Origin of the sequence: Herbaspirillum sp. B65, assembly GCF_000333555.1 — a bacterium.
GTDB classification, from domain to species: Bacteria; Pseudomonadota; Gammaproteobacteria; order Burkholderiales; family Burkholderiaceae_D; genus Herbaspirillum; species Herbaspirillum rubrisubalbicans.
The window spans coordinates 1-296 of sequence record NZ_BADI01001068.1 but is presented as its reverse complement, the minus strand read 5'-3'; the positions used below and the strand labels follow the sequence as shown (position 1 = coordinate 296).

The window sequence follows — 296 nt, the reverse complement described above, 5'->3', positions numbered from 1 at the left end:
CACCTGGGCAATGGCGCCAGCCTGTGCGCCATCCAGAATGGTCGCAGCCTGGACGCCAGTACCGGTTTCTCTACCCTCGAAGGCGTCCCCATGGGCACGCGTTGCGGCGCGCTCGATGCCGGCGTGCTGCTGTACCTGTTGCAGCAAGGCAGGCCGAGAAGGTCTCGCGCTTGGCCCACGTCGCAACTGCCTTGCGGCAAGTCCTGGCGCTCGCTGATAAAGGGGATGGAAGTGTCCAGCCAATACGACTTCAGTTGCATCATGGGCTCCAACGAGCAAACCGCTGTATGAGGATT

Annotated in this window: 1 pseudogene; it reads left to right on the top strand. The window is 62.2% G+C overall.

The window, feature by feature from the left end:
• Positions 1-291, top strand: a pseudogene (locus I5W_RS33980) (hypothetical protein); the annotation flags it as partial.
• Positions 292-296 lie beyond the last annotated feature (5 nt).